27 protein-coding genes are annotated in these 26523 nt (G+C 60.9%); 16 read left to right on the top strand and 11 right to left on the bottom strand.

The genetic code is table 11. The features are described from left to right. Window positions 1-64: 64 nt before the first annotated feature. Complete coding sequence (gene alaS, locus NB311A_RS04130; RefSeq protein ID WP_009797199.1) at window positions 65-2743, top strand: alanine--tRNA ligase; 2679 nt, start codon at window positions 65-67, stop codon at window positions 2741-2743. Between the two features lie 70 nt (window positions 2744-2813). On the opposite strand, the gene NB311A_RS04125 is transcribed toward alaS, so the two are convergent. After that, a complete protein-coding gene (locus NB311A_RS04125) occupies window positions 2814-4031 on the bottom strand; it encodes an NADP-dependent isocitrate dehydrogenase (RefSeq protein ID WP_009797198.1) in 1218 nt (405 codons plus the stop codon). 304 nt (window positions 4032-4335) lie between these two features. On the opposite strand from NB311A_RS04125, the gene NB311A_RS04115 reads away from it, so the two are divergent. Next, window positions 4336-5559, top strand: coding sequence for a TrmJ/YjtD family RNA methyltransferase (locus NB311A_RS04115; RefSeq protein WP_009797195.1), 1224 nt, complete (start codon window positions 4336-4338; stop codon window positions 5557-5559). Between the two features lie 236 nt (window positions 5560-5795). After that, the gene (gene cynS, locus NB311A_RS04110; RefSeq protein WP_083780375.1) at window positions 5796-6296 is read left to right on the top strand and encodes a cyanase; all 501 of its coding nucleotides are present in this window, start codon (window positions 5796-5798) and stop codon (window positions 6294-6296) included. Window positions 6297-6438: 142 nt separating this feature from the next. On the opposite strand, the gene NB311A_RS04105 is transcribed toward cynS, so the two are convergent. Continuing rightward, window positions 6439-6762: a DUF1476 domain-containing protein gene (locus tag NB311A_RS04105; protein ID WP_009797193.1), complete on the bottom strand. Its 324-nt coding sequence runs from the start codon at window positions 6760-6762 to the stop codon at window positions 6439-6441. Window positions 6763-7095: 333 nt separating this feature from the next. Here NB311A_RS04105 and purC point away from each other — a divergent pair, with 333 nt between their 5' ends. From purC to NB311A_RS04075, 6 genes are all read left to right on the top strand, one after another. Next, the gene (gene purC / locus NB311A_RS04100; RefSeq protein WP_009797192.1) at window positions 7096-7863 is read left to right on the top strand and encodes a phosphoribosylaminoimidazolesuccinocarboxamide synthase; all 768 of its coding nucleotides are present in this window, start codon (window positions 7096-7098) and stop codon (window positions 7861-7863) included. A gap of 40 nt (window positions 7864-7903) precedes the next feature. Next, window positions 7904-8143: a phosphoribosylformylglycinamidine synthase subunit PurS gene (purS, locus tag NB311A_RS04095; protein WP_009797191.1), complete on the top strand. Its 240-nt coding sequence runs from the start codon at window positions 7904-7906 to the stop codon at window positions 8141-8143. A 12-nt stretch (window positions 8144-8155) separates the two neighbouring features. Next, window positions 8156-8857 (top strand): phosphoribosylformylglycinamidine synthase subunit PurQ, encoded by a 702-nt coding sequence (gene purQ, locus NB311A_RS04090; RefSeq protein ID WP_009797190.1) that lies wholly within the window; start codon window positions 8156-8158, stop codon window positions 8855-8857. Then, on the top strand, window positions 8854-9321 hold the full coding sequence (locus NB311A_RS04085; protein WP_009797189.1) for a hypothetical protein: 468 nt from the start codon (window positions 8854-8856) through the stop codon (window positions 9319-9321). The genes purQ and NB311A_RS04085 overlap by 4 nt, the downstream gene beginning before the upstream one ends. Then, window positions 9318-11528 (top strand): phosphoribosylformylglycinamidine synthase subunit PurL, encoded by a 2211-nt coding sequence (gene purL / locus NB311A_RS04080; protein WP_009797188.1) that lies wholly within the window; start codon window positions 9318-9320, stop codon window positions 11526-11528. The genes NB311A_RS04085 and purL overlap by 4 nt, the downstream gene beginning before the upstream one ends. A gap of 297 nt (window positions 11529-11825) precedes the next feature. Beyond that, a complete protein-coding gene (locus NB311A_RS04075; protein ID WP_009797187.1) occupies window positions 11826-12059 on the top strand; it encodes a BolA family protein in 234 nt (77 codons plus the stop codon). A 6-nt stretch (window positions 12060-12065) separates the two neighbouring features. On the opposite strand, the gene egtD is transcribed toward NB311A_RS04075, so the two are convergent. Beyond that, window positions 12066-13031, bottom strand: coding sequence for an L-histidine N(alpha)-methyltransferase (gene egtD / locus NB311A_RS04070; protein ID WP_009797186.1), 966 nt, complete (start codon window positions 13029-13031; stop codon window positions 12066-12068). A 43-nt stretch (window positions 13032-13074) separates the two neighbouring features. After that, on the bottom strand, window positions 13075-14322 hold the full coding sequence (gene egtB, locus NB311A_RS04065) for an ergothioneine biosynthesis protein EgtB (protein ID WP_009797185.1): 1248 nt from the start codon (window positions 14320-14322) through the stop codon (window positions 13075-13077). A gap of 240 nt (window positions 14323-14562) precedes the next feature. On the opposite strand from egtB, the gene grxD reads away from it, so the two are divergent. Further along, window positions 14563-14901, top strand: coding sequence for a Grx4 family monothiol glutaredoxin (grxD, locus tag NB311A_RS04060; protein WP_009797184.1), 339 nt, complete (start codon window positions 14563-14565; stop codon window positions 14899-14901). A gap of 197 nt (window positions 14902-15098) precedes the next feature. Next, window positions 15099-15461 (top strand): PepSY domain-containing protein, encoded by a 363-nt coding sequence (locus NB311A_RS04055; protein ID WP_245256920.1) that lies wholly within the window; start codon window positions 15099-15101, stop codon window positions 15459-15461. 70 nt (window positions 15462-15531) lie between these two features. Here the strand turns inward: NB311A_RS04055 and rpsD are convergent, their stop codons facing one another. The 4 genes from rpsD to NB311A_RS04030 form a co-directional block, all read right to left on the bottom strand. Continuing rightward, a complete protein-coding gene (gene rpsD / locus NB311A_RS04050; protein ID WP_009797182.1) occupies window positions 15532-16149 on the bottom strand; it encodes a 30S ribosomal protein S4 in 618 nt (205 codons plus the stop codon). 353 nt (window positions 16150-16502) lie between these two features. After that, window positions 16503-17345, bottom strand: coding sequence for a glutamate racemase (gene murI / locus NB311A_RS04040; RefSeq protein WP_009797180.1), 843 nt, complete (start codon window positions 17343-17345; stop codon window positions 16503-16505). A gap of 201 nt (window positions 17346-17546) precedes the next feature. Beyond that, window positions 17547-18104, bottom strand: coding sequence for a PAS domain-containing protein (locus tag NB311A_RS04035; protein WP_009797179.1), 558 nt, complete (start codon window positions 18102-18104; stop codon window positions 17547-17549). 391 nt (window positions 18105-18495) lie between these two features. Next, the gene (locus NB311A_RS04030; protein ID WP_245256919.1) at window positions 18496-19119 is read right to left on the bottom strand and encodes a GGDEF domain-containing protein; all 624 of its coding nucleotides are present in this window, start codon (window positions 19117-19119) and stop codon (window positions 18496-18498) included. 627 nt (window positions 19120-19746) lie between these two features. On the opposite strand from NB311A_RS04030, the gene NB311A_RS04025 reads away from it, so the two are divergent. The 3 genes from NB311A_RS04025 to NB311A_RS04015 all read left to right on the top strand — a co-directional run bounded on the left by NB311A_RS04025 (window position 19747) and on the right by NB311A_RS04015 (window position 21880). Further along, the gene (locus NB311A_RS04025; RefSeq protein ID WP_009797177.1) at window positions 19747-20301 is read left to right on the top strand and encodes a hypothetical protein; all 555 of its coding nucleotides are present in this window, start codon (window positions 19747-19749) and stop codon (window positions 20299-20301) included. Between the two features lie 219 nt (window positions 20302-20520). After that, on the top strand, window positions 20521-21315 hold the full coding sequence (locus NB311A_RS04020) for a rhomboid family intramembrane serine protease (RefSeq protein WP_040673894.1): 795 nt from the start codon (window positions 20521-20523) through the stop codon (window positions 21313-21315). Window positions 21316-21451: 136 nt separating this feature from the next. Further along, window positions 21452-21880, top strand: coding sequence for a CBS domain-containing protein (locus NB311A_RS04015; RefSeq protein WP_009797175.1), 429 nt, complete (start codon window positions 21452-21454; stop codon window positions 21878-21880). Between the two features lie 12 nt (window positions 21881-21892). Here NB311A_RS04015 and NB311A_RS04010 read toward each other — a convergent pair whose 3' ends face one another. Continuing rightward, entirely contained in the window at window positions 21893-22945 is a 1053-nt protein-coding gene (locus NB311A_RS04010) for a patatin-like phospholipase family protein (RefSeq protein WP_040673915.1), read from the bottom strand. A 223-nt stretch (window positions 22946-23168) separates the two neighbouring features. Between NB311A_RS04010 and NB311A_RS04005 the strand changes: the two genes are divergently transcribed. After that, on the top strand, window positions 23169-24215 hold the full coding sequence (locus tag NB311A_RS04005; RefSeq protein ID WP_009797173.1) for a hypothetical protein: 1047 nt from the start codon (window positions 23169-23171) through the stop codon (window positions 24213-24215). Window positions 24216-24290: 75 nt separating this feature from the next. On the opposite strand, the gene yidD is transcribed toward NB311A_RS04005, so the two are convergent. Continuing rightward, the gene (gene yidD / locus NB311A_RS20000; RefSeq protein ID WP_083780370.1) at window positions 24291-24635 is read right to left on the bottom strand and encodes a membrane protein insertion efficiency factor YidD; all 345 of its coding nucleotides are present in this window, start codon (window positions 24633-24635) and stop codon (window positions 24291-24293) included. 245 nt (window positions 24636-24880) lie between these two features. On the opposite strand from yidD, the gene NB311A_RS04000 reads away from it, so the two are divergent. Further along, the gene (locus NB311A_RS04000) at window positions 24881-25798 is read left to right on the top strand and encodes a hypothetical protein (RefSeq protein ID WP_040673893.1); all 918 of its coding nucleotides are present in this window, start codon (window positions 24881-24883) and stop codon (window positions 25796-25798) included. 63 nt (window positions 25799-25861) lie between these two features. Here the strand turns inward: NB311A_RS04000 and NB311A_RS03995 are convergent, their stop codons facing one another. Then, window positions 25862-26317 carry an iron-sulfur cluster assembly scaffold protein gene (locus tag NB311A_RS03995; protein ID WP_040673892.1) on the bottom strand — a complete coding sequence of 152 codons (456 nt, stop codon included), beginning with the start codon at window positions 26315-26317 and terminating at the stop codon, window positions 25862-25864. Between the last annotated feature and the right edge of the window lie 206 nt (window positions 26318-26523).

Here is a 26523-nt window from a genome sequence, read left to right as displayed (position 1 = left end):
AACCGGTTGCACTTTTGTGGAAGTGTTCGGGGCCGCGAGTCCCTAATTTGCGCGATGGAACACAATGAGCGGCGTTAACGACATCAGGTCGGCGTTTCTGAACTTCTTCGCGGCCAACGACCACCAGATCGTGCCGTCGTCGCCGCTGGTTCCGCGCAACGATCCGACGTTGATGTTCACCAACGCGGGCATGGTGCAGTTCAAGAACGTTTTCACGGGCGTCGAAAAGCGATCCTATCAGCGCGCCACCACCTCGCAGAAATGCGTGCGCGCCGGCGGCAAGCACAACGATCTCGACAATGTCGGCTATACCGCGCGGCATCACACTTTCTTCGAGATGCTCGGGAATTTCTCGTTCGGCGATTACTTCAAGGACCGCGCGATCGAACTGGCATGGAAACTGGTCACCCAGGAGTTCGGCCTGCCGAAGGACAGGCTCACCGCCACCGTCTACATCGACGACGACGAGGCGTTCGATCTCTGGAAGAAGATCGCGGGCCTGCCGGAATCCCGCATCATCCGCATCGCTGGCGCGGATAATTTCTGGCAGATGGGTGACACCGGACCGTGCGGACCGTGCTCGGAGATATTTTACGATCACGGTGACAGGATTCCCGGCGGACCTCCGGGGTCTCCGGACGAGGATGGCGACCGGTTCGTCGAGATCTGGAATCTCGTATTCATGCAATACGAGAAGCTGTCCGACGGCAGCCGTCCGAACCTGCCGAAGCCCTCGATCGACACCGGCGCGGGGCTCGAGCGCGTGGCCGCTGTGCTTCAGGGCAAGCACGACAACTACGACATCGACCTGTTCGTAGCGTTGATCCGGGCCGCGGCGGATCTGACCGGCGCGGACCCGCAAGGTCCGATGAAGGCGTCGCTGCGGGTGATCGCCGATCACCTTCGCGCATCCTCGTTCCTGATTGCCGACGGGGTGCTGCCGTCGAACGAAGGCCGGGGCTATGTGCTGCGCCGGATCATGCGCCGCGCCATGCGCCATGCCCAGTTGCTCGGCGCGAGGGAGCCGCTGATGTGGCGGCTGGTGGGTGTGCTGGTGCGCGAGATGGGCGAGGCCTATCCCGAATTGCAGCGCGCGCGGTCGCTGATCGAAGAAACGTTGCGGCTTGAGGAAACGCGTTTCCGCAAGACGCTGGATCGCGGGCTCTCCATTCTGGATGAGAAGAGTGCGTCGCTGAAGAAGGGCGACATGTTCGACGGCGAGACCGCGTTCACGCTGTACGATACCTACGGCTTTCCGCTCGATCTTACCCAGGACGCGCTGCGCGCGCGCGGCATCGGCGTGGATCTGGCGTCGTTCACCGACGCGATGGAGCAGCAGAAGGCCAAGGCGCGGGCGTCCTGGTCGGGTTCGGGCGAGGCTGCGGCCGAGTCGATCTGGTTTCCATTACGCGAGAAACTCGGCGCCACCGAGTTTCTCGGTTATGAGACCGAGAGTGCCGAAGGCGTCGTCGTTGCGCTCGTGCAGGATGGCAAGGAAACCGACATTCTCAAAGCCGGCGAGAGCGGGGCCATCGTTCTGAACCAGACGCCGTTCTATGGGGAATCCGGTGGCCAGGTCGGCGACACCGGCGCTCTCACTGCTGATGGCGTGTGCTTTCGTGTCACCGACACGCAGAAGAAAGCGGGCGATCTGTTCGTGCATCTCGGCATCGTTGAGCAGGGCGTTCTTGCGCCCGGTATGGCGCTGGCGCTGGAGGTCGATCACGACCGCCGCGCGGCAATCCGCGCCAACCATTCCGCGACCCATCTGCTGCACGAGGCGCTGCGGCAGGTGCTCGGCGATCACATCGCGCAGCGCGGCTCGCTGGTCGCGCCCGAGCGACTACGCTTCGATTTCGCCCACAACAAGCCGATCAGCGGCGACGAACTGCGCCGGATCGAGGACATCGCCAATGATGTCGTGCTGGAGAACGGCGAGGTGACGACGCGGCTGATGGCGGTTGACGACGCGCGCGAGGCGGGCGCGCGGGCGCTGTTCGGCGAGAAGTACGGCGACGAGGTGCGCGTGGTGTCCATGGGCGGCGCGGGACGGCAGGGCGCGCCGAGCAATGCGCTCGGCTGGTCGGTTGAACTCTGCGGCGGCACTCATGTGAAGCGCACCGGCGATATCGGCCTGATCTCGGTGATCAGCGAAAGCGCGGTGGCGTCCGGCGTGCGCCGGATCGAGGCGCTCACCGGGCATCGAGCGCGCCATCACGCCAACGACGCCATCCAGCTGGCGAAGACAGCGGCTGGCGAGCTACGTACCTCGCTCGACGACATGCCGGCGCGGATCGCGGCGCTGGTGGAGGAGCGCAAGAAGCTCGAGCGCGAATTATCAGAGGCCCGCAAGAAGCTCGCCATGGGAGGAGGGGCCGCGAGCGCATCCTCCGGTGCGGCGACGGGCGTGCGCGATGTCGGCGGCATCAAGCTGATGGCGCGTTCGGTCGAAGGCATCGAGATCAAGGATCTCAAGAGCCTCGCGGATCAGGGCAAGAAGCAACTCGGCTCGGGCGTCGTCGCGCTGGTCGCGACCAGCGGCGACGGCAAGGCCAGCGTCGTCGTCGGCGTGACCCCCGATCTGGTAACCCGCTTCTCGGCGGTCGATCTTGTGCGCAAGGCATCCGAGGTGCTTGGCGGCAAGGGCGGCGGCGGCAAGCCGGACATGGCGCAGGCCGGCGGTCCCGATGGGGCAAAGGCGAGCGCGGCGCTCGACGCTATCGCCGCGGCGATGGGCGCGTAACCGGTCTGCGAATACAAGTCAGAACAACAATCTCAAGCTCCGCTCCTGATTCAATCGGAAGCGAAATGCTTTAAGCCACCGCCATCGCCTTGGTCAGGTTGTCGGCCACCTTGTCGAGGAAGCCGGTGGTCGAGAGCCAGCGCTGGTCGGGGCCGACCAGAAGCGCGAGGTCCTTGGTCATAAAGCCGGCCTCGACGGTGTCGACGCAGACCTTCTCCAGCGTGGTCGCGAAATTCGCCAGCGCCTCATTGTCGTCGAGCTTGGCGCGATGCGACAGGCCGCGGGTCCAGGCGAAGATAGAGGCGATCGAATTCGTTGACGTTTCCTTGCCCTTCTGATGCTCGCGATAGTGCCGCGTCACGGTGCCATGGGCGGCTTCCGCCTCGACGGTCTGGCCGTCCGGCGTCAGCAGCACCGAGGTCATCAGGCCGAGCGAGCCGTAGCCTTGCGCCACCGTGTCCGACTGCACGTCGCCGTCGTAGTTCTTGCAGGCCCAGACATAGCCGCCGGACCATTTCAGCGCCGAGGCCACCATATCGTCGATCAGACGATGCTCATAGGTCAGCTTGCGGGCCTCGAACTGTGTCTTGAACTCCCGGTCGTAGATATCCTGGAAGATATCCTTGAAGCGGCCGTCATAGACCTTGAGGATAGTGTTCTTGGTGGAGAGGTAGACCGGGTAGCCGCGCAGCAGGCCGTAATTGAACGAGGCGCGCGCGAAATCGACGATGGAATCGTCGAGATTATACATTTCCATCGCGACTCCGGGGCCGGGCGTCTTGAATACCTCGCGCTCGATTACCGTCCCGTCCTCGCCGACGAACTTCATGCTCAGCGTTCCCTTGCCCGGGAACCTGATGTCGGTGGCGCGGTACTGGTCGCCGTAGGCGTGGCGGCCGATGATGATCGGCTTGGTCCAGCCCGGGACGAGGCGGGGCACGTTCTTGCAAATGATCGGCTCGCGGAAGATCACGCCGCCAAGGATATTGCGGATGGTGCCGTTCGGCGACTTCCACATATGCTTGAGGCCGAATTCCTTCACCCGGGCCTCGTCCGGGGTGATGGTGGCGCACTTCACGCCGACGCCGACCTTCTTGATGGCGTTGGCGGCCTCGACCGTGATCCGATCGTCGGTCTCGTCGCGAAACTCCATCCCCAGGTCGAAATACATCAGCTCGATATCCAGGAACGGATGAATGAGCTTGTCCTTGATGTATTTCCAGATGATCCGGGTCATCTCGTCGCCGTCGAGATCGACGACGGGATTGGTCACCTTGATTTTTGCCATGGGGGATCGGGCCTTTTCGGAAATAGCTGCGCTTCGGAAGGAGATGGCCCGGGCTATAACATCGCGACGGCGCAGGCGGAAGCCGAGCCGGCCGCATGACGGCGCTGATTTCCAGACATTCCGGCCCTTCGCCGGCAAGTCCATCTCCATATTTTGGCGAGCAATCCTCATCTTCCGCCGGAAATTCAAGCTGACTTCATAAGCTCATTATTTGACTTGAGAAAAAGTGATAAAGGCGCGATCGAAGACCTGGGCAGCAGCGCCCTTGAACCAGACTCTCAGCTTGAATTGAAAGACGAGGCAGATGTCCGGCACCGACAGGACGAAAACCGGCATCGACGTCGTCGGCCCCACCGTGATTCTGATCGAGCCGCAGCTCGGCGAGAACATCGGCATGGCGGCGCGCGCCATGGGCAATTTCGCCCTGACGCGGCTGCGCATCGTCAATCCGCGCGACGGTTGGCCCAACATCGCGGCGCAGCGCGCGGCGGCGGGCGCCGACCACATCCTCTCGCGCGTCGAACTGTTTGACACCGTGGCCGAGGCGGTCGCCGACTGTACGCTGCTGTTTGCGACCACCGCGCGCGCCCACGATCAGGCCAAGCCCGTGGTGGCCCCGGAAGCGGCGGCGGTCGAGGCGACGGCGCAGATCGCGGCCGGGGGTCATGTCGGCATCCTGTTCGGCCGCGAGCGCGCCGGCCTGTTGAACGAGGAGGTGGCGATGGCCGACCGCATCATCACCTATCCCGTCAATCCCGGTTTCGCCTCGCTCAACCTGGCGCAGGCCGTGCTGCTGATGGGTTACGAATGGTTCAAGCTGGTGACGCGGGGCGAATTGCCGTTCGCGATGCCGGAGCGCTCGGAGCGGGCCTCGCAACATCAGATGCAGGCGTTCTTCGACAATCTCGTCAGCGAACTCGACAAGGTCGAATTCCTCCGCCCGCCGGAAAAGCGCGACACCATGCTGGTCAATCTGCGCAACATCTTCACCCGCATGGAGCCGACCAAGCAGGACATGCACACGCTGCACGGCGTGGTGATGGCGATCGCGGAAGGGCGCAAGGGACCGGCCAAGGGCGGCGTCCTCGACGGCGCGCAGGCGACGCGGCTGCGGGCGCTGCTGGCCGAGCAGGGGCCGGGAGGGGCTTCCGTGGACAGCAGCAGCACGGTGCGCGGGCTGGCGCGGCTGCTCAGGCGAAATCCCACCGATGCCGAGCGTATCCTGTGGCAAGCGCTGACGCGCGATCGCCGCTTTGCCGGCCAGTTCAAGCGTCAGACCCCGGTCGGGCGGCACATCCCGGATTTCGTGTCGTTCGTGCAGCGCATCGCGATCGAACTGGTGAACGCGAACGAGAGCGATGCCATCGCAAAAGACCGCGCCGCGCGAGGGGCGTGGCTGGCCGAACGCGGCTATCGCGTGGTGGATATCGAGGCGGCGGCGGTGGAGGCCGATCTGGCGGGTACGCTGGATGGGCTGGCGGGAAGGATGGCGAAGGGGGTTCGTCCGGTTTCACGCGAAGGCGGGTGAGGGCGGGAGAGGTGCCGCGTGAGCAAGAGCATGAGGGAGTAACCTCCCGCCTCGCGGAACTGCACGCTATGACGGGTGCCTTCATAAGTGGCATTCATTGCGCAAATTCCGATCAATCGCTCGCCGTCCGCACTGGGTTCTCATGTCAAGCGGCTGTCCGGAGCGCCTTCGCGTTCGTGGCACGGGCATTGCAAAGGATTGTCCCAGGCCCCTTTCATGTCAGACGGGAGACGATGATGAAGCGATCCGACCTCACCGAAAAGATTCTCGACGTCAAGCGCGAGAAGGAATGGAGCTGGTCCTACATCGCAGCCGAGATCGGCGGTTATTCCGAGATTTTGATCGTCAGCGCGCTGCTCGGCCACATGAGGCTGACCAAGCCGCAGGCGGCGATCGCCGGAAAGCTGTTCGGCCTCTCCAAGGAGGAAATCGCGATGCTCACCGAGGTGCCCGTGCGTGGCGCGGGCGTGCCGATGCCGCCGTCCGATCCCTTGATCTACCGCCTGTACGAACTGGTGATGATCAACGGACCGGCGCTGAAAGTGCTGATCGAGGAACAGTTTGGCGATGGCATCATGTCGGCGATCGACTTCGACCTGGAGCTTTCGCGCGTGGCCAGTCCGAAGGGCGATCGTGTCAAGATCGGCATGTGCGGCAAATTCCTGCCGTTCAAGTATGCCGGTCCTTCCGGGACGACGACAGGGAGCCAGCTGGAGCATCAGCTCGAGAAGGCGTGAGAGCACGGCTCCGCGCTACCGGCTTGGTCACCACGAAGAAAAGCAGGGGCAACGCGTCGCGAATCGCCCCTGTATGATCCGCGCCCGGCGCAAAACCGGCGCGGGCAAATTTTGTTGGAAAAAATGAGGGAGGCGGGAGAGCTTACGTCCCCGCCTTCACCTGGGCTACGGCCTCCGCCAACAACATATCCATCTGCGCGCGGACCTGCTGCTCGGTGAGTGCGACATTCTTGGCGGTGAGGTCGCGCATCACTTTCTGAAGCACGTCGTCGTCACCCGGCTGTTCGAAGTCGGCGGCGACGACCTCCTGGGCATAGGCATTGGCGGCGTCGCCGGTGATTCCGAGCTTCTCCGCGACCCACAGGCCCAACAGTTTGTTCCGGCGGGCAAAGGCCTTGAATTTGTGTTCCTCGTCGAGCGCGAATTTCTTCTCAAAACCTTCTTGACGCTTTTCGAATGAGTTCATGGCCTGGGTCCGGTTTTCGGTTGTTGCGAGAAACTGCCGACCGGCCGCGTTGCCGCGACCGGTTGGAGTTCCTAAGTTACATCCTAGATAGGAAAGGACCTATCCGGGAACAACAGGCGCAAGGTCGCAGGAGCGGGTAAAACTTCGCCTCTGACGGCCGGCATTGATTGTGCGGGGTGACTCAATCGGCTACGTTGCGGACAGGCTTGGGTTCTTGTTCTGTTTCCTTTTCTTGTTCAGGGTTCCTGGTCTTCGCGGCAGCTCCGCCACGGTCACATCAAGCGCTCGGAGCACATCAACTTCATGGATTTCAACAACACACGGTACATCCCAATGAGCCGTCGGCGTCGCATTTACGAAGGCAAGGCCAAGGTGCTTTACGAAGGACCGGAGCCGGGCACCCTGATTCAACACTTCAAGGATGACGCGACTGCGTTCAATGCCAAGAAGCATCAGGTGATCGAGGGCAAGGGCGTCCTCAACAACCGGATTTCGGAGTACCTGTTCCAGCACCTCAACGACATCGGGGTGCCGACGCATTTCATCCGGCGACTCAATATGCGCGAACAGTTGATCCGCGAGGTCGAGATCGTGCCGCTGGAAGTCGTGATCCGCAACGTCGCGGCGGGTTCGCTGTCGCAGCGGCTCGGTATCGAGGAAGGCACTCAGCTACCGCGCTCCATCATCGAATTCTATTACAAGAACGACCAGCTCAACGATCCCATGGTGTCCGAAGAGCACGTCACGGCCTTCGGCTGGGCGACGCCGCAGGAGATCGACGACATCATGGCGCTGGCGATCCGCGTCAACGATTTCCTGACCGGGCTGTTTCTTGGCATCGGCATCCGGCTGGTCGATTTCAAGATGGAATGCGGCAGGCTGTTCGAGAATGAAATGATGAGAATCGTCGTCGCCGATGAAATATCTCCCGACTCGTGCCGGTTGTGGGATATGAAGTCGAACGAGAAACTCGACAAGGATCGCTTCCGTCGCGATCTCGGCGGGCTCCTGGAAGCTTATACCGAAGTTGCGAAGCGGCTCGGCATTCTGATGGAGAACGAACGGCCGATCGGCGCTGGTCCGGTGCTGGTGAAGGGTTAGTTTCGCTGTCTTGCGAAGACGGAAAAGATAGAAGCTGGATATGAAGGCACGCGTCACTGTTACGTTGAAAACCGGCGTTCTCGATCCGCAGGGCAAGGCCATCGAGGGGGCGCTGAAGTCGCTGGGTATCGAGGGCATCGCCAGCGTGCGCCAGGGCAAGGTGTTCGATATCGAACTCGACGGCGACAGGACGATGGCGGAGACCGCGCTCAAGGCCGCCGCCGATAAGCTGCTGGCGAACACCGTGATCGAGAATTATCGCGTCGAGGTTCTGGGCTAGGCGACGCACGACATGAAGTCCGCCATCCTCGTTTTTCCCGGCATCAATCGCGAGCGCGACATGGCGCGCGCATTGCGGCTCGTATGCGGGCGCGAGCCCGCCATGGTCTGGCACGCGGAAACCTCGTTGCCCGAGGGCACCGATCTCGTCGTGGCGCCGGGCGGCTTTTCCTACGGCGATTACCTGCGCTGCGGCGCCATCGCCGCGCGCGCGCCGGTGATGGACGCGGTGCGCGCCTTCGCGTCGGATGGCGGTCTTGTGCTCGGCGTCTGCAACGGGTTTCAGATTCTCTGCGAGTCCGGGTTGTTGCCCGGAATCCTGATGCGCAACGCGGGGCTGAAATTCATCTGCCATGACGTGCATCTGCGGGTCGAACGCTCGGACACGCCGTTCACGCGCGGCTATAATGCCGGGCAGGTGATCCGCGTGCCGGTCGCTCATGGCGAGGGCAACTATGCCGCCGACGCGGACACCATCCGCCGTCTGGAAGGCGAGGGCCGCGTTCTTTATCGTTATTGCTCGCCATCCGGCGAGATCGGCGACACCCACAACATTAACGGCGCGGCGCAGTCGATCGCCGGCATCGTCAATGAGCGCGGCAACGTGCTCGGCATGATGCCGCATCCGGAAAATCACGTCGAAGACATCATGGGCTGCACCGACGGGCGCGGCCTGTTCGCCGGACTCGTGGCGCATCTGGAGCGGGCGGCGTGAATGATCAGGAGCGAGTTGGCTTCCTTTTGAAAGAAGCCAAACGAATCGCTCGTGAATACTATCATTTGACGAAGAAGCCTCTCGGAGTCACCGGAGAAGTTGCTGAATACGAAGCGGCAGAGAAGCTCGGTCTGACTCTCGAAATGGCGAGAACCCCGGCGTTTGATGCCTTCCGTGACGTAGGTGGTTGTCGCGAACGCTACCAAATTAAAGGACGTACGGTTTCTTCGAATGATCGTCGACGAGGTCGTGTCCCTAAGATCGTGGATGGCCAATTCGATGCGGTCCTTCTCGTTTTGCCGGATAAAGCAACTTTGGAGACATTGGAGATCTGGCAAGCGGATCGCCCCAGAATCATTGAACGTCTGGATACGCCCGGAAGCCGGGCGCGGAATGAAAGACGATCTATGGCTATCTCGCAATTTGTCTCAATCGCTGAAAAAGTTTGGCCGAAAGCGCAATGATCCGCAACGAACCCCCGATCACTTCCGAACTCGTCGCCTCGCACGGCCTCAAGCCGGATGAGTATGAGCGCATTCTGAAGCTGCTCGGCCGGACGCCGACATTCACCGAACTCGGCATCTTCTCGGCGATGTGGAACGAGCACTGCTCGTACAAGTCCTCGCGCATCCATTTGCGCGGGCTGCCGACGAAAGCGCCATGGGTCATTCAGGGGCCGGGCGAGAACGCCGGCGTCATCGACATCGGCGACGGGCAGGCGGTGGTGTTCAAGATGGAGAGCCACAACCATCCGAGCTACATCGAGCCCTATCAGGGCGCGACCACCGGTGTCGGCGGCATCCTCCGCGATGTCTTCACCATGGGCGCCCGCCCGATCGCCTGCCTCAACGCGCTGAGCTTCGGCGATCCGTCGCATCCCAGGACGCGGCATCTGGTGTCGGGCGTCGTCGCCGGCGTCGGCGGCTATGGTAACTCGTTCGGGGTGCCGACTGTCGGCGGACAGGTGCGTTTCCACACCCGCTATGACGGCAACATCCTCGTCAACGCCATGGCGGTCGGGCTCGCCGACGCCGACAAGATCTTCTACGCGGCGGCGTCTGGCGTGAACATGCCGATCGTCTATCTGGGCTCCAAGACCGGCCGCGACGGCATCCACGGCGCGACCATGGCGTCCGCCGAATTCGACGACGACAGCGAGGAGAAGCGTCCGACCGTTCAGGTCGGCGATCCCTTCGCCGAAAAGCTGCTGCTGGAAGCCTGTCTCGAGATCATGGCGAAGGGCTGCGTCGTCGCGATCCAGGACATGGGCGCGGCGGGGCTGACCTGTTCGGCGGTCGAGATGGGCGCCAAGGGCGATCTCGGCGTCGATCTCGATCTCGACAGCGTACCGACGCGCGAACAAGGCATGAGCGCTTACGAGATGATGCTCTCCGAAAGCCAGGAGCGCATGCTCATGGTGCTCAAGCCCGAAAAGGAAAAGGAAGCGGAGGCGATCTTCAGGAAATGGGGGCTCGATTTCGCCATCGTCGGCACCACCACGCCGAGCAGGCGCTTCGTCGTCAGGCACGGCGGTGATGTGATGGCCGACCTGCCGATCAAGGAGCTTGAATCGGAAGCGCCTTTGTATGATCGGCCGCATGTGCCCTCGCCACAGCTGCCCGTCGTTCAGGCGCGCGACGTTGCGCCGCCTTTGCCGGTGGTTGATGCGCTGGAAAGGCTGATCGCAACCCCCGAACTGTGCTCGAAGCGATGGGTCTGGGAGCAGTACGACCATGTCATCGGCGGCAACACCGTGCAGCGGCCCGGCGGCGATGCGGCGGTGGTGCGGGTGGAGGAAGGGCCGAAGGGGCTCGCGCTTACGGTCGATGTGACGCCGCGCTATTGCGAGGCTGATCCGTTTGAAGGCGGCAAGCAGGCGGTCGCGGAAGCCTGGCGCAACATCACCGCCGTTGGCGGCCGTCCGCTTGCGATTACCGACAACCTGAACTTCGGCAATCCGGAACGTCCCGAGAATATGGGCCAGTTCGTCGGCTGCCTGAAGGGCATCGCGGCGGCCTGCGCCGCGCTGGACTTCCCGGTCGTGTCCGGCAACGTTTCACTTTACAACGAGACCAACGGCCGAGGCATTCTGCCGACCCCCTCGATCGGCGGCGTCGGCCTGCTCGATGACTTCACGAAGTCGGCCTCGCTTGCCTTCAAGGCCGAGGGGCATCCGATCCTGCTGATCGGCGACACACAAGGCTGGCTCGGTCAGTCAGTTTACTTGCGCGACATTTGCGGACGCGAGGAGGGGGCGCCGCCGCCGGTCGACCTCGCCGCGGAAAAGCGCAATGGCGATGTAGTGCGCGGCATGATCCATGCCGGAACGGCCACGGCGGTTCATGACGTTTCCGACGGCGGACTTCTTGTCGCGCTGGCGGAAATGGCGATGGCGAGCGGCATCGGCGCCGCACTCGACGCCGCTCCGGCAGCGATCGTGCCGCATGCGTGGTGGTTCGGCGAGGATCAGGCGCGCTATATCGTGACCGTTCACGAGCGGGATCTGTTGAGCGTTTTTACCAAGCTCAAGGCGGTTGAGGTGCCCTGCATTCAGATCGGGCTGACCGGTGGCCAGGAGGTCGCTATCGCCGGCGAGCGCGCCGTCAACGTCAAAACCTTGCAGCATGGTTTTGAAAGCTGGCTGCCGGACTATATGACGGGAAAAGGGTGATCGCGGCGCACGGTACGCAGCGCTTGCCGCAAACCGGTGCGGCCTGCCGGGTTCCTTGCTCTTGCGGATCGGAAGTTCGTGCGGGTATAGGATCGATCTACGTGACGTGACGAGGCAGCCACGTTAAGTTGAACCGTCGTTGCGTGGATTCCAGTGCATTATTCGAGGCCATAGCGTTTTCCAGCGACGTAGATATCAGTTCGCGTGAAGAAGACGCGTCAGATCAAGAACCATGGAGCCCGCCTCTGACTCCATCAGGAGCGGAGAGGCTCCGAGCCGGATTTGGGAGACACTTTGATGGCGATGGAAGCGCGCGATATTGAATCGATGATCAAGGAGGCGATTCCGGACGCCCAGGTGACAATCCAGGATCTCGCGGGCGACGGTAACCACTATTCGGCGACAGTGATTTCCGAGTCGTTTCGCGGCAAGTCCCGCGTGCAGCAGCATCAACTCGTCTATCAATCCCTGAAAGGCCAGATGGGCGGGGTGTTGCACGCATTGGCGTTGCAGACCGGCGTGCCGGAGTAGCTGCCCTCAGCACACCAGCGCGTGAACCGAGAACATCTGCTCCGGGTCGGTCCACGCCGCTATTGGCGTCCAACCAGAACCTTTTGCCAGGGCGTTGAAACGGTCGATGCTATATTTGTAGCTGCTTTCGGTATGGATGCTTTCGCCGGTGCGAAAGAAGAAGCTGCGGCCCTGCAAGCGGGCCGTCTGCGGCTTTTTGCTGACGAGATACATCTCGATCCTGTGGCGATCCCGATTGTAGATCGCGCGATGGGCGAACGCGGATAGGTCGAAATTTCCACCGAGCTCGCGGTTGACGCGAGCCAGAATGTTCAGGTTGAAGCGCGCGGTGACGCCAGCAGCATCGTTATAGGCTTCGTACATCCTCCGTTCCTTCTTCTCGAGATCGACACCGATCAGCATGTGCGCGCCTTCACCCAGTATATCGCGCGCTCCACGCAGGAAGCGGCTGGCTTCGTGCGGCTCGAAATTGCCCAGCGTCGATCCGGGGAAGAAGCCGACTTTCGGCATGGCGCGGACCTGATCGGGCAGAAGGAATGGCGCGGTAAAGTCCGTCGTCACCGGATGGATTTCGAGATGAGGAAAGTCTTTTCGCAAGCCGTCGGCCTGCGCGTTGAGAAAATCGCCCGAAATGTCCACTGGCACATAGGCGGCAAATTCACGCGCGGTCAGCAGCAACCGCGCTTTTGTAGGAGCGCCGGCTCCGAACTCCACAAGTACCGCATGTGCGGGAATGATCGAAGCAATTTGAGCGGACTGGTCGCGCAGAATGCCGAGTTCGGTGCGGGTAGGATAATATTCGGGAAGCCGCGTGATCTGCTCGAACAGTTCAGAGCCTGCTGAATCGTAAAAATACTTTGGCGGAAGTTGTTTTGGATGATGAGTCAATCCTGCGATCGCATCATGGGCGAATGACCGCACGCTTCCATCGGATCCACGAGGCGCGGACAAAGCGGTAGCATGCGGGTTCATGATAATCTCCCTGCGAGTCGCGACGCATTTGAGCTGATAGCAATCAGAGGCTGTAGTCTGCAAGCCGCAGACCGGTGAATTGCCAACGTTGATGCGGATAAAAAAAGTTCCGGTAGCTGACACGGCTATGCCGTTCCGGCGTCGCCAGCGATGAGCCGCGGAGAACGAACTGGTTGACCATGAACTTGCCGTTGTATTCCCCGAGCGCGCCTTGGCTTGCGCGATATCCCGGATAAGGCGCGTAAGCGCTTCGCGTCCACTGCCAGACCGTGCCGAACGCATCGTTGAGCTGTCCGGCCCGTGCCGCGACTTCCCATTCCATCTCGGTTGGCAAATGCTTGCCGCTCCAGCGCGCGAATGCATCGGCCTCGTAATAGCTCACGTGGCAGACCGGTGCGTTTGGATCGATCGGCCGCAATCCGCCCAACGTCATGACCTGCCAGCCATCGTCCGTCTTGCGCCAGTAGCCTGGGGCCTCCCACGCCTCGTTGGTCGCCGCCGCAAAGCCGTCCATCAGCCATAGCGCCGCGGTGCGATAGCCGCCATCGTCCATGAAAGAGAGCCAGTCGGCATTGGTGACGAGGCCGCGTCCGAGTTTTACCGGCCCGACCAGGACGCGGTGGGCAGGCTTTTCATTGTCGAAATGAAAGCTGGCGCCCTGGTATCCAACGGTGTGGATGCCCTCAATCAGGCTAGTCCATCCGCTGCCGGCGCGTGGGGCAGGGAACGACCACGACGCGTCATAAGCCGGCGCCATCGGATTTTGGGCAAAGGCGTGCAGAATGTCCGTCAGCATCAGCTCTTGATGCTGTTGTTCATGATTGAGGCCCGCTTCAATCAGCGGCATCAGCCCCGCCAGGACGTTGTCATCGGTGTCGTTGAAAAATCTGACGACCGCGGCGTCGACATGCCGGCGATAGGCGGTAATCTCTTCTGCGCCGGGGCGGGTCAGATGGCCCCGCGCCGCGCGCGCATGACGCGGGCCGGCGCTGACATAATACGAATTGAACAGGAAGGCGTAATCAGGGTGAAACCGGACATAGCCGGGACTGTGTTCGGCAAGCAGGAATTGTTCCCAGAACCAGGTTGTATGCGCGCGATGCCATTTCGTCGGGCTGGCATCCGGCATCGACTGCACCATCTGGTCTTCCGGCGTCAGCGGCTTCGCGCGCCGCTCGGTCTCATCCCGGACCGCTAGAAATGCTTCCGCGACGTGATCGGCCAGCGCTCCCGAAGTCGATAACCGTGAGAAACGGGGGGCCGCCCCGGCGACAGATAAAGGATTCGCCACAGAACTCTCCAGTTTGGAGAGGAACGTTGTCGCGGAGAATGGGTTCCGTGGAACAATCCGTTCGCGCGGGATGGAATCAGAGGCGCGACGGGGGTCCGATGCCGCGCAGCTGAAGACTTCCCGGAGGTCGGGGCGTTCCCCGCCAATTTATTTGTTACACGAAGGTTTCGGACTATATATACCGCAAGTCGCGACGGGCTGTTCGCGGCTTGTTTTAACGCGCGGCTAAAGGATGTGACGATGAGCATTAAGGAAACCATTGAGAACGAACTGAAGTCGAATGACGTCGTGCTGTTTATGAAGGGCACGCCGCAATTTCCTCAGTGCGGTTTTTCGGGGCAGGTGGTTCAGATTCTCGACCACGTCGGCGTGGGCTACAAGGGTTTGAACGTCCTTGAATCTCCTGAACTGCGCGACGGTATCAAGACCTACTCGAACTGGCCCACGATCCCGCAATTATACGTCAAGGGTGAGTTCGTCGGCGGCTGCGATATCGTCCGTGAAATGTTCCAGGCTGGCGAGTTGCAGAAACTGTTCTCCGACAAGGGCATCACCTTCAGCGCACCGGCATCGGCCTGATTGCGGCGTCATCGGTCCGGCGCGACGGGAGCGTCACGTCGCCGATATCAGGACGTTGAGCGTTGACGCCATTTATCACGTAGCAGATGAATTCCACCCGGCAGCGGCGTGATTGGCATCGATAGCCTTTCCACGCCATTCCCACCGGTCTTCCCGCTTTGCTGCCGTTGATGCGGCGCTGGACCCCGCAGCTAACCGTGATCGACGCTGATCATGCGTTGCGTGTCCCGAGGAACCTTCACAACGGGCGGCGGTTCATGGGAGAGCCAGTTCCCTTTGTTCAAGGAGATCCTGGGATGAAAATGCGATTTGCAGCAGTGGCGACAGCGTGGGTCTTGGCAGCTTCCGGCCTTGCTCATGCTGACCAACCGGGGACCGATTGGATACCCGCGGATCAGGTCATTCAGAAGCTGACCGGGAAGGGATACACAAACTTCAGCAAAGTCGAAGCGGACGATGGCTATTGGGAGCTGGAAGCCGATCTCAACGGCGTCCGTTATGATCTTCACGTTGATCCGAAGAGTGGGGAAATCACCAAAAGCGAACCGGACAGCGACTGATTCAAATGGTTCGCGTCGCATAAAAAAAGCCCCGGGCGACCGGGGCTTTTTCGAATCGGGATGGTCCGGATCAGCGCGAATAGAATTCGACGATCAGATGAGGCTCCATCTGCACCGCGAAAGGAACGTCCGCAAGCTGTGGAATGCGAATGAACTTCGCGCTCTGCTTGTTGTGGTCTGCGTCGATGAAATCGGGCACGTCGCGTTCTGCAAGTTGGTTGGCTTCCAGCACCAGCGCGAGCTGTTTCGATGCATCCTTCACCTCGACGGTATCGCCGACCTTTAGCTTGTAGCTCGGAATATTGACTCTGCGGCCGTTCACCTTGACGTGGCCGTGGTTGATGAATTGGCGCGCGGCGAACATGGTCGGCACAAACTTGGCGCGATAGACCACGGTGTCGAGACGGCGCTCGAGCAATCCGATCAGGTTCTCGCCCGAATCGCCTTTCATGCGGGTCGCTTCGACGTAAATCGCATAGAACTGGCGCTCGGAAATATTGCCGTAATAGCCTTTGAGTTTCTGCTTGGCGCGGAGCTGGGTTCCGAAATCGGAGAGCTTGCCCTTGCGGCGTTGGCCGTGCTGGCCGGGGCCGTATTCGCGTTTGTTGACCGGGCTCTTCGGGCGGCCCCAGATATTCTGGCCCATACGGCGATCGATCTTGTACTTCGCCTCATTGCGCTTAGTCATCGCGTCCTCTTGTCAAAAGTTAAGTCGGTGGATCGAGGAAACGCGCCCTCCTATGCGGATGATCTGGACATGATGAAAACCGGAAGGCCGCTTTTCGGGATCATGACAAATCCGCCGCCGACAGGTCCGGTCCGCAAGCTTGACGGGCAGGACCACGGGTCGCGAAACGCAACGCGGGCCGAAACCGGCCCGCGCGCAGGCGTTTTCTAGGGACAAACTGCGTTCCTGTCAAACCATGGCGAAGCCGGTTTTCGCCCGCAGACCAGGTCGGGACGCCAGAACGCTGACGCTGCGAGAATCTGTTACTTGGCGCCGATGGTCCGCGGCCCGATCCGATGTGAAATCATGCACATTCAACGGTTTGCCGCCGGTTCTGGCATTGCTTGATGATGCACGGATAGGGCTGGGACGGGTCCGCCGAAGAATGGCGCGAGTGCATCTGTCAGCCCGTGGGGCCGACCCGAGGTGAAGATCATTTCGGGCGGGGCTTCGCGGTCGCCGCCACCGCCTGATCCGAGCAGATCGACGACGCGCCGGGCAATCGCGGGCGCGGGGTCGATCCAGGACACCGGCCATGGCGCGAGCTTGAGCAGTCGATCGAGCAGCAGCGGATAGTGCGTGCAGGCGAGCACGACGGCGTCGGTGCGCAGATCTCCGCCGTCAACGGCCGAAACGAAGCAGGGCGCGATCTCGCTCAGGATATCGGCGTCGCTGACCGTCTTGCCGCGCAGGGCGTCCTCCGCCAGCGAAGCGAGGCTCGCCGCGCCGACCAGCGTCACGGTGCAGGCCTGCGCGTGGTCCCGGATCAATGCCTGGGTATATTCGCGCTGCACGGTCGCTCGCGTACCGAGCACAGAGACGCGCTTGGTCTTCGATGCCGCGCACGCCGGCTTGATTGCCGGAACCGTGCCGACGAACGGTATGGAATAGGCGGCGCGCAACGGTCCCAGCACGGAGACTGACATCGTGTTGCAGGCGATCACAACGATGTCCGGGGCGTGGGCGCCGATCAACTCTCCGACCAGCGGAACTACGCGGGCGATGATTTCTTCTTCGCTGAGGCGGCCATAGGGAAAGAAGGCGTCGTCGGCGACATAGACGTATCGTGCGGCGGGGAGGGCGTCGACAATCTTCCGCAGCACGGTGAGACCGCCGAGGCCGGAGTCGACGACGAGAATGGTAGGAGTATTTGACACGCGGAAATGTTAGGGGCGAACGGTTACCGCGGAGTTTTTACAGATTATGTTGATTTGTCCATCCCGGGATATAGCTCAGATCTGGCAAATGGCTCAGCTCGTTCAGAGGCGCGTGAAAGCAAAACGCCGGGCAGGCGTCGTGATGAAAGCCAACTTAATCAGATACATCATGAAATAAATTCATCTTCTACTGAAAGGGATCTAGCGCAATCCTTCGTAGACCATGAAGCCGCGGGCGATTGCGAGCTTCTTCAGCGCGCGCGGGACGAAGCGCTGTGGTGGAGGATTCAGATAGCGCCACGAAGCGAGGGTGAAGTTTGCCACTGGCTGCCGGCTGTGCTGCATCGGCGCGAGCAGTCCGGTCAGGCTGGTTGGCGAGTGCGCGCGATTGTTGAAGGGCAGGAGCAGCAGTTCGAAGTATGCGAGCGATCCGTTTCGCTCGGTGGCGGTCAAGCCAGCGACTGCGACCACTAATTCTTCGGATACGATGCCCAGTATGTCGGTGATGTCGTTGCGGCTTGCGGCCGCGAACAGTGCTGCAAAGTTCTCTCCCTTGAGATCGCGGTCGAGCAGGGCGCTGACCCGGGTTCCGGCAACACGGAACGGATAGCCGCGATTTGGCTCATAGGAGAGCACGAAGATGTCCCCGAGCAGCTGGCGAACTGCACTGGGTTCGATCACGCGCCGGTCCGGGGCGCGTTCGCCGTCGCGTTTCTTGTCCCAGTACGCAAAGAATGCCCGATTCGATGGATGTTTCATGAGGCAACCGTCCTCGCCGAGGGCTCGAACCGGACAAATTTGTCCTACTTCAAGGCAACCTCAGCCTTTTGCTGTTGTGCAGGAGCGGTGTTGCAGCGTCCATGCCGGAGGCGGCTTTTGACTCATGCGCCCCCTGCAATTGTGCCGTTAACGTTAAATTCACCATGTCCTTTAAGACATCGGTAACTTGTGTGTCTCAACCATTTCAGGCGGCCGATTGCGGTCAGGCGTCGAGCAGCGTCGCTGGCGTCTGCGCCGGCGCGTGGTGGCGAGATAACTACAATCGCGAAGACACGGAATTCGGCCGCGGGGCGTGTGGGCGAGAGCGCGGATTAATCAGCTTCGATACGCTCGATCGCACCAACACCGTTCCATACTGGGCCGGATTTGTTCAGTGCGCGGCTGCAAGCGGAGGACCGCTGCCCAGTTGACAAAGTTCAACTCGATCTCGTCCTTGCCGCTTGGCATCGTAAAGCAGTTTATCGGCGAGCTTATATAGCTCGGAGAACGAGGCCGTGCGGACGTAGGTCGCTCCACCGATACTGATCGATAGATTGCAGGGGATCCCCTGGGGACAAAAATTCACTGCCTTCACGGTTTCCCGGATACGCTCGGCAACCATGACGACCCGGTCCGGAGCAATGCCTGGAAGGAACACGCTAAACTCCTCGCCCCCCATGCGACCGACAAGGTCTACTTCGCGCAGCGTCGATTTGATGCTTTGAGCGATCAGTTTGAGGGCCTCGTCGCCCATGTCGTGACCGAAATTGTCATTGACGTTTTTGAAGTGATCGACGTCCATGACCAGCAGTGCGCCCTCGCCGCCCTTTTCCTGCCGGTCCACCCGGTCGAGATAGGCGTCGACCAGGGTCGTGAATGCGGCGCGGTTGAAACAGGACGTCAGGCCGTCGGTGGAGGCAATGACCATCAGCTGCTCGTGTGCGATGGCGAGCTGGCGCAATTTGCTGAGAAGGTAGAGGAAAAACGGCGGCGCGATCAGCAGGGGAATAATCACATCATCTTTGGGACTAGGTCCCAGCCGCCACCTGCCTTCCACGAAGGAATAGCTGTCAATCACAAAGGCCAGCGCAATGCAGCAGAGCGTTCCTGCGATTGTCAGCAGGATTACCCTGGTCCAACTCTGTGTCGAGAGTCCTAATGATTTCGAGAAAGACCAAGCCTTCATAATAGGTTAGGCGCTATGACATGAACATTTAAAAATCTGTACCGGCTAACGTCGACATTTTAACTTAACTGCTCCATCCACGGGTGCCCTTTGTGCGGATAAGCATCCCGCGCTGGACGGCCCGCCCGCAAAGCTTAACGATCAGAAGCTAAACGATTTCGATTAGCTTTGGAGGTAATATCGACGTGAGCCTATCGGGAGCTGCCGCCGGTTTTGGTGGCCAGCCAAATTAAACGAGCCCGGTCGGCCTTAACCGGGCTGACGCATCCGATCGCCGAGCGCCGCCGGAACGATTGTAGAACCGCTCGATCAAGTCGAACCCATCTGCCTTGGCCCCATTCCTCGTTCGATAGCTCCGTACTGGCCGTGCGTTCGCGAGAAGCTGGCGGCCGGGGTAGAACGCTGCCGCATCGCTGCGAGCTTCGCCGGAAGGTCCTCCTTTTGAGTTTTGCGGCTATGCGGGCCGTCGCCCACATCGACAGCGAGAGCAGGATTGAGGTATTAGTCGGTAATCATCCGGCATCGACGGCCGGTCGAAATGTGGTGGTACGGGACGGGATAGAGCCCAGTTCGGCGATCTATCCTGTACTCGAGGATGGCAGGGGCAAACGCTGGATGCAACAGAGGGGAAGAGTCTTGCGGTTCTGGATGGCCGTTTTCGGCCTTGTGGCTGGCCTTCAATCGGCCTGTATTCCTGCTCAATCCAATGATCTCTGGAGCACCGGAACGCGTGCTAAAGAAGACCAATTCCGATTGGCTCTCCTGATCAAGGATACGGCTGGTTCTCTTCGTGATGGATCCGTCGTTCGGGTGAGCGAGGTCTCGGCTGAAAAGAGCGAGGTTTCAGCCGATAAGAGCGAGGTCTCACCGGAAAGGGAAAGAGATCACGGCGCTCGAAGTCCTCAGGAGATGCTTGCCTGGTTCCTGAAGGGCGCGGCGGCGCTGACTGCAATGGTGCTTTTTTACAAAGGACTGAAATGGTGGGTGTTACGCAGGCGGCAGAGCGAGTAACGTACCCACTCTACACGCTCTTCACTCGACTGTGTTTTGATGCCTGCTCGAAAGCGTCGTGTTGTCGAGAATGTCGCGCGATATGCGGACCAGGGAAGGGTCGTCTGGGCGCCGCCATTTTGACGGTTTCTCATTAGCTGGATTGAATCTTTGTTTGCACAGTCCCCTTATGCAACTCATTGCAGCCTATCACCCGCTTGAGCCGCCAGGTCACAATCCTTGGACTCTCCCTCAGACCCTTCGTCGGAACTTCCACCGGAACCGCGGCGTGAACCGATCCTGACCCTGCCGGGGCCGTTGACCGCCTATATCGGTCTTCTCGCGATTGTTCATGTCGTGTGGTCGGCGATGCCGCCCGATCTGGAATACTGGATTCTGGAGGCGTTCGGCTTCATTCCGAAGCGTTACGATCCGAGCCTTCTGGCGACGGCGTTTCCCGGAGGAAGCGGCGCCAAGGTCTGGACCTTCGTGACCTATTCGCTGCTGCACGCCAACCTCAGCCACATTGGCTTCAATGTTTTATGGTTGCTACCTTTCGGTAGCGCGGTGGCGCGCCGTTTCGGCGCCGTCAGGTTTTTTCTTTTCATGGCGGTCGCCGCCATTGCCGGCGCGATCGCACATCTTGTGACCCACGAGCACAATATTGCGCCGATGATCGGTGCGTCGGCATCGGTATCGGGCGCAATGGCTGCGGCGATCCGTTTCGCTTTCCAGCAGGGCAGTTTCCTATCCTTCGGCCGCGGCGATGCCGACGCCGCCGCGCAGGTGCCTGCGCTGTCATTGACGCGCGCCCTGCAAAATCCCCGCGTGCTGGCGTTTCTCGCAATCTGGTTCGGTATCAACATCATTTTCGGCATGGGATCGGTCGCAATCGGCGCCGAGCCCGGCAGTGTTGCGTGGCAGGCTCACATGGGCGGCTTTATGGCCGGCCTTCTATTGTTTTCATTGTTCGATCCGGTGCCTCGCGCGCCGCGTGACGCCGAGAATGCGTCGTCCGACGCGGATCATCTCTAACAATTGCTTGCGATGCAGGCTGATTTCATTCATCATCGCCCGGTCAGGCGAAGTTGGACGTTTGACTGTCGCTTGAACGCTAAAGGCAAGGATCGCGCAAAGTGATCCCGCGCGATCCCCTCCGAGGGAAGCGACAATGACAGTACGTGCCATCCTCAGCGCCAAGGGTCCTCAAGTCGCAAGCGTCGAGCCCGACGTAAAGCTTTCGGCGGCGGTGAAGATCTTGTCGGAACGGCAGATCGGTTCTGTGCTTGTCCTGAGCGATACGCGCATCGATGGCATTCTGTCCGAACGGGACATCGTCCATGCGCTCGATAAACGCGGCGCAGCTGCACTCGATGAGCCGGTCAGCGCCGCCATGAGCCGCAAGGTGGTCAGTTGCCGTCTGTCGGATACGGTCGCTCACCTCATGGAAGTCATGACGGCGGAAAAGTTCAGGCATCTGCCGGTAGTGGAGGAGGGCAAGCTGGTGGGCCTGGTCTCGATCGGGGATGTCGTCAAGCTGCGTGTTCAGGAATATGAAGCCGAGCAGGAGGCGCTGCGCGACTACATCAAAACAGCCTGAGCGCCTGGCGCATTAAGGATCGTTTCCGCTTTCAGGGTCCGCCCCGCCGGCCATGTCCGGCGCCGATTCCGGCGGCGCGAGAACGTCGATCGCTTCCACAATTGCTTCGATCGCTCGATCCGCAGCCCGTGTGCCGTTTGCGATCAGATCGTTGGCGCGGTGGAAGTCGAACCAGCCAATCTGCCCGACTCTGGGCGAGATCAATAGGTCCGGTGGATCGCCGGCGAGCCGCGCGCGCGTGATTCGGTCCTGCATGATATTGAATGCGTCGGTCATGACCGACACAATGCCCGGGCGACTGCCGCTAGCGAAGATTTCGCGCTTGACCGTCCGCTCGAACGAAAAGAACTTGCCGAGGCCAAGTTTGCGCGGTGGGGGTTCGACGGCCTCCTCCTGCACGTCGTTGTTCTGCGTACCATGAGAGAATATCGTGGTGCTGCGACCGAATATGTCATTAGAGAGGTTGGCCGCAATCACGACCTCGGCGCCGAGCGCGCGGGCAGTGGAGACAGGCACCGGGTTGACAAGCGCGCCATCGACCAGCCAGCGGTCGCCAATCAGCATCGGCGCAAAGATACCCGGAAGTGCGTAAGACGCACGCATGGCGTCGACCAGCCGCCCGTGCGTAAGCCAGATTTCGTGGCCGGTGCGGACTTCCGTCGCGACGCTCGCGAACTTCAGCGGCAGTTCTTCAATCTGGGTCTGACCGAGCGAGGCCTCGAGCTGCGCGGTGAGCCTGGTGCCGCCGATCAGTCCGGAGCCGTTCAACCGGATGTCTAGATAACTGAAAAGACTCCGCGGCTGCAGGCTGCGCGCCCACTCCTCCAAAGTGTCAAGACGACCCGCGGCATAGGCACCCCCAACCACCGCTCCGATCGATGTACCCACCACGATATCGGGCTCGATGCCGTGCGCGATCAGGGAGCGGAGAATGCCGATATGAGCGAAGCCGCGCGCGGCCCCGCCGCCCAGAGCCAACCCGATCACAGGCCGCTTGACACTATCCAATCCTACTTTTTGGCCGTTCGACCCGTTCTGGTCGCGACCTTTCAAACCATCCAGCACAATAGGATTCTCCGAATGCCGGCATCGGTTACCGCGCTTCCGGCGGACACGGTGAGCGCGAGACAGGTTGACTTGGCGGATGTTGCTTCGCCCGGCAGAAATTATCACCGGATAGCTTCGTTTCAACCCGACGGGCCAGTTTTTAAGCCTTCCACAGCAGGATGCAAATTTGAGCAAGTCCCGAGGCTTGAATTTGCCGTGTTTTACGGAAAGAACCGGCGCCATGATCTTCGGGGGAAATCATCGATGGAGTTCAGGCGGGCACTCGTGGCCTCTGCTCGTGTCGGTCGTCACGCTCCTCGCGATGTTTCCATTGGCCGCCTCGGCGCAATTGTTTGGCGAACGTCCGCCGCCGGTCCCGCCAGCACCCGTTCCGGAAGCACCGTCGGGACCCGCAATCAGCCTCGCGCCGTCCTCCGGTCCGGCATCTGTGCCAAATCTGCCGGCGCCGCTGACTCAGGCACCGGCCGCCGCTGTGCCGCTGACGGCGTCACCCGTCGTCGCGGCTCCCCCGCAGGCAGTTCTGTCGTTGACCGCGCGCTACGGCAAGGATTTGCCGGTCATCAACAGCGGCCTGGTCTGGCGAGTGTATTCCGATCGGCCCGACCAGACCGGCGCCTTCAAGCTGGTGCGAGAAAACCATGATGCAACTCCCAGCATCGCGCTCCCTCCGGGCGGTTATGTCGTGCATGTTTCGCTGGGGCTGGTCAGCGCCGCGCGGCTTGTGACACTCAAACCTGACACTGACCGCGAGTCCTTCGTGTTACCGGCGGGCGGATTGAAGATCGAGGGTCGAGTCGGCGCATCGATGATTCCGCCCAACCAGATTTCCTTCAGCATCTACAAAGGCAGCCAGTTCGAGGGCACCGAGCGCGCGCCGCTTCTGCCTAATGTCTCTGGGGGCGACATTATGCTCTTGCCGGAGGGTACCTACTACATCGTCTCCAACTATGGCGACGCGAACTCTGTCGTACGATCGGACATTCGCGTGCAGGCTGGGAAACTGACCGACGTGACGATCTCCCATCGCGCCGCGGTCATCACCCTTAAACTCGTCAGCGACAAGGGCGGTGAGGCACTGGCCAATACTGCATGGTCAGTGTTAACGCCTGGGGGTGACGTCATCAAGGAATCGATCGGAGCATTTCCCCGCGTGATACTGGCCGAAGGTGAATATCGCGTCATCGCCAAGAACGAAGGCAAGGTTTTCGAGCGAGGCTTCGAGGTCTTCAACGGCGTCGACGGCGAAATCGAAGTCCTCGCCCGTTAGAGCTTCTTTATCCGATGGACCAGGCTGTAGTCTTTAATTGTTCGACGTAAGAGCCGCCCCTCGTTCGAAATCTTCTCACGGGGCATTTACGCCGCGCCAGCGGCCATAACGCCACGGCCGGTACCAGGTCGCGCAGGATGGCTTCGCTACGGGAACATTATCGATACCGGACGTTCCCCAGGGTTGGCAGCGTAGGAGCCGCGCCAACGTCATCCAGCCGCCACCCCAAAGCCCGAAACGCTCGATGGCTTCATCGCCATAGGCCGAGCAGGTTGGCAGGTGCCGGCAGTTGAAACCCACCAGCGGCGATAGCGTATGGCGGTAGATCCAGATCAACGCTCGCCCGAGATTTCGGGGCAGCCGTAAAACGGCACTTGAACAAGCCCGACAGAACCTGGAACTTTGCAGTATCGGCTTCATGAAGGCGGGGCCTCTTCAGATATGGATGATCCGCGATGTTCCCTCGGGGAACCAGACGACGCTGCAATCGCGCCACAAGCGGTAGAATATCGCATCCTCTCGCCGGTCGCAGCAAAGGTTCTAATGGACGCTGACAAGTCTCGCGGCTAGTTTTCCTGCTAACGGGTTCATCGTATTGTCATGCGATCGGGCCGCATTGTTTAAGCTGCGTAAGATTAGGAACATCGGCTAGGGAAGGAACCGAATTGAGGTTCGCGAGATCATCTGGCTTCTACGGACAGACGCTTCTGTGCGCTGCAGCTTTTTGTCTCGTGTTTTCAGGCTTCGCGGTTGCTTTTGAGGAACAGGGTCCAGCCAAGGCAAACCTCGAGGCACGTAAGCAGCCGATGCGATTCTCCTGGATCGCTTGTGAGCCGCACTGTGGGAGCTGGATCAGCGCCGTTGGCCTCGTCACGGGTGAAACTCCGAAAGCCTTTAACGACTTCGCAGCCGGACGCGATCTTACCGGTGTGACGGTCGTGCTGGACTCCGGTGGCGGCTCAGTCAACGACGCCATCGCGCTCGGGCGGCGCTGGCGAGAACTCGGCGTGCGCACCACGGTTGGGACCAGCGTCGCCGTCAAGACGACGACCGGCAATCGCGCAGCCGTGCTGCCCGAAGCCAATTGCGAGTCGATGTGCGTGTTCGTGCTATTGTCGGGAAAAACCCGCTATGTGCCTGAGCGTGCGCATGTGCGCGTACATCAGATCTGGATGGGCGACCGCGCGGACAACGCCAAGGCCGCGAGCTACACTGCCGAGGATTTGATGATCGTCGAACGCGACATCGGTCGGCTCGCCAAGTACACCTTCGAGATGGGCGGGTCCGGCGATCTGCTGCATTTGGCCCTTAGCATTCCTCCCTGGGAAGCTCTTCATGAATTGTCGCCAGCGGAATTGCGCTCCACCAATCTGGTGACGACAGACCGCGTCGCGGATGTGCTGCCGGGTGGAGGGGACGCCGAGACTCCAGTCGCCGATCTCGTCACAAAGCCGGTACAGGACCGCTTTCCTGGCATAGCGAATGCGCCCGCTACGGCGACGATGACCGGCCAGCCAACCAAGACAGCCGAAGCTTCCGGCCACGCTGTGGCGACCACCGCCGCTCCGGCTCTGGGTCAATAGCGGCATTCGAGTCTTTCCGCATGTTCTGCTCGAAAAACGCTCTGGCGGAAAACCGGGGCGTGATCAGCTTTGCGCGGTAGTCAGCGCGGCCGATTTGGCCTCGATCTGACCAATGGCATCGACGACCGCATCGAAGGTCAGCATGGTGGAGGCGTGACGCGCCTTGTAATCGCGCACCGGTTCGAGCAGCGCGATGTCGGCCCATTTTCCTTTGGGCGGCGCGCCGTTCTCCTTCAGCATCCTGCGAACGATCTCGCGCAACTCACGGAGTTCGCCGGCGGTCGAGCCAACCACGTGGCGCGCCATGATCGAGGACGATGCCTGGCCGAGCGCGCAGGCCTTCACGTCGTGCGCAAAGTCGGTGACAGTGGAGCCGTTCATCTTGAGGTCGATTTTGACGGTGGATCCGCACAGCTTCGAATGAGCGGTGGCGCTGGCGTCTGGCGCCGGAAGCCGGCCCAGGCGCGGAATATTGCCGGCCAGTTCGATGATACGGTTGTTGTAAACGTCGTCCAGCATAGGTTTCGACATTGAATTCGCTGAAGAGGCGGAGCGACGCCCTTGGCGGCGGGAACCTCGAAGTCTATATATGTATCTATTGCCGGGAAACGCAATCCGGCGATTTTCCGTCGCACCCGGATTGAAGTTCGATTCGGACGTTGCAATGTTAAATTTCAAGGGACTCAGGCGTCCGGTGGCGTAAAATGCTGCCCCGTCTGCCCGGT

Source organism: Nitrobacter sp. Nb-311A, from assembly GCF_000152905.1.
In the GTDB taxonomy this organism is placed as follows: domain Bacteria; phylum Pseudomonadota; class Alphaproteobacteria; order Rhizobiales; family Xanthobacteraceae; genus Nitrobacter.
This window is presented reverse-complemented; position numbering and strand designations above follow the sequence as displayed.